General features: G+C 62.8%; 2 protein-coding genes. Both read left to right on the forward strand.

The window, feature by feature from the left end; genetic code table 11:
* Nucleotides 1–412 precede the first annotated feature (412 nt).
* Nucleotides 413–796 (forward strand): DUF1640 domain-containing protein, encoded by a 384-nt coding sequence (locus QZY03_RS21975; protein ID WP_295584621.1) that lies wholly within the window; start codon nucleotides 413–415, stop codon nucleotides 794–796.
* 102 nt (nucleotides 797–898) lie between these two features.
* Complete coding sequence (locus QZY03_RS21980; RefSeq protein WP_295584622.1) at nucleotides 899–2,146, forward strand: ATP-binding protein; 1,248 nt, start codon at nucleotides 899–901, stop codon at nucleotides 2,144–2,146.
* Nucleotides 2,147–2,264: the final 118 nt, after the last annotated feature.

The raw sequence follows: 2,264 nt of genomic DNA on the forward strand, positions 1-2,264 counted from the left end.
GTCCGAGACTGCCTAAGGTGATTTCCGCGAAAAATCCAACCCGTAGGAGCCCGCTTGCGGGCGACGGGTGGGGGCACAATGACGCGATTCCGGCAGGTCACGTCGCCCGCAAGCGGGCTCCTACGGAGCTTGATTCTTGATAGCGTCATATTCGGAAATCGCCTAAAGTCCGACAGGCTGCCAGCACCCTATTCCAACTCAAGCCGTCATTCCGGCAGGATGCCGGAATCCAGTGCCACGGATGGCAACCCTCAACGAGTAAGTATCCGCAAGATAAGCGGGAACGCCCTACTCGAACGGGGTGCCATCCAAAGTGATGTGGTTGCCCCCGCGCCTCGAATCAGCGGAAAATGATCGTTGGATCTCGTAAGATGTTGGAAATCGCAGCATGCCTTCTGAAGGAGCGCATCCCATGGGTTCTGTCGTCGCACTCTACGAAGCCCTGGCCAGTGCCCAGGACGAGCGGGCGCGCGCGCGGGTCATCGCCGAGGCCTTCGAGCGCCTCGAAGAACGCTACCCGAACCTGCCGGAACTGGCCACCCAGGGGCATTTGCGCGAGGGCGAACTACGATTGCAGAAGGACATCGAACTGGTCCGCGCCGAACTGAAGGAAACTGAACTGCGGTTACAGAAGGAAATCGCGCAGGTGCGCGCGGACCTGATGGTCCAGATCGAGCAGTTGCGCGGGGAGGTCAGAACCGCCATCGAGCGCAGTCGCAACAGCCTGTTGTTGTGGCTCATCCCACTGATGTTCGCCCAGGTCGGCGCCATCGCGGCCTTGGTGAAGCTGCTGTAGGCTCCGGCCGGCCAAGCGAACCTGGTCAGCACCACCGGCAACCGCGCGCACCCCTGCACCTGCATGGTGGATATTTCACCACGTCGCGGTTAATATTCGACCATGTACAGGCGCAACTGCGAGCCGGAACTGATCGCCGCTCTGGCCGATACGCCGGTCGTGCTCCTGAACGGCGCGCGCCAGACCGGCAAGAGCACCCTGGTGACCACCCTGACCACCGCCGCGGCGTCCGGAGTTGCGGCGACCCTCGTGACCCTTGACGATGCCACTGCCCTGGCGGCGGCCACGAACGATCCCCAGGGCTTCATCGCCGGACTCGGCACCTTGGCTGTGATCGATGAAGTCCAGAAAGCCCCTGGACTGTTCCCGGCCATCAAACTCTCAGTCGATCGGGACCGCCGACCCGGGCGCTTCCTGCTGACCGGTTCGGCCAATGTTCTGATGCTGCCGCGCCTGTCGGAGTCCCTGGCCGGACGCATGGAGATTTTGACCCTGGAGCCGCTGTCACAAGGCGAACTCCACGGACACCGCGAGTCCCTGATCGACGCCGTCTTTGCCGGGACATTGCCGCCACTGAATCCGGCCGTTGCAGCGGACTTGAAAGACATCGTCATCGCCGGCGGCTACCCGGAGGCATTGCGTCGGGCACCAGGCCGACGCCGCGATGCCTGGTTTGCCGCCTATGTCACCGCCCTGCTGCAACGCGACGTCCGTGACTTGGCGAACATCGAGGGGCTGACCGACATGCCGCGGCTGTTGACACTCCTGGCCGGACGTAGCGGCGGCCTGCTCAACATGTCCGAGTTGTCCCATAGTACGACCATCCCGCAGACGACACTCAAGCGCTATCTCACCCTTCTGGAGGCGACCTTCCTTTTCCGCCCCCTCCCCGCCTGGTCGGCAAACCTCGGCAAGCGGCTGATCAAGTCGCCCAAAATCCACCTGATCGACTCCGGTCTCGCCGCTCACCTCGCCGGACACACGGCCGACTCATTGACGCGCAACCCCGTCCATTTCGGCGGCCTGCTGGAGACGTTCGTGATCGGCGAGATTCGCAAGCAGGCGGCCTGGTCCACGACCCGGACGCGGTTGTATCACTATCGAACAATCACCGGGCGCGAAGTGGATCTGGTGTTGGAGGACGCGGCCGGTCGGCTCGTCGGTATCGAGGTCAAGGCAGCGGCTTCGGTCTCAGCCAAAGACTTCGCCGGTTTGGACGCCTTGGCGGAAGACAGCGGCGGTCGACTGAGCGCCGGCATCTGCTTCTATACGGGCGAGCAGGTCGTCTCTTTCGGCCGCAGTCGATACGCACTCCCCGTCAGTGCGTTGTGGCGATTCGTAGAGCCTTAAAACCTGATATCCGGACATGGCCTTCGCGCAGGGGCGATTTAAGGTGATTTCCGAAAAACCGGATACCACCCACCGTCGGCTCGGATGTAGGTGCGACTTCAGTCGCACCGACTCGGAC

The organism is uncultured Lamprocystis sp. (genome assembly GCF_903933125.1).
In the GTDB taxonomy this organism is placed as follows: Bacteria; Pseudomonadota; Gammaproteobacteria; order Chromatiales; family Chromatiaceae; genus Thiodictyon.

Excerpts from the sequence above, each read along its gene's own strand:
- QZY03_RS21975 (WP_295584621.1), top strand. The coding sequence starts at position 413 with ATGGGTTCTGTCGTCGCACTCTACGAAGCCCTGGCCAGTGCCCAGGAC.
- QZY03_RS21980 (WP_295584622.1), top strand. The coding sequence starts at position 899 with ATGTACAGGCGCAACTGCGAGCCGGAACTGATCGCCGCTCTGGCCGAT.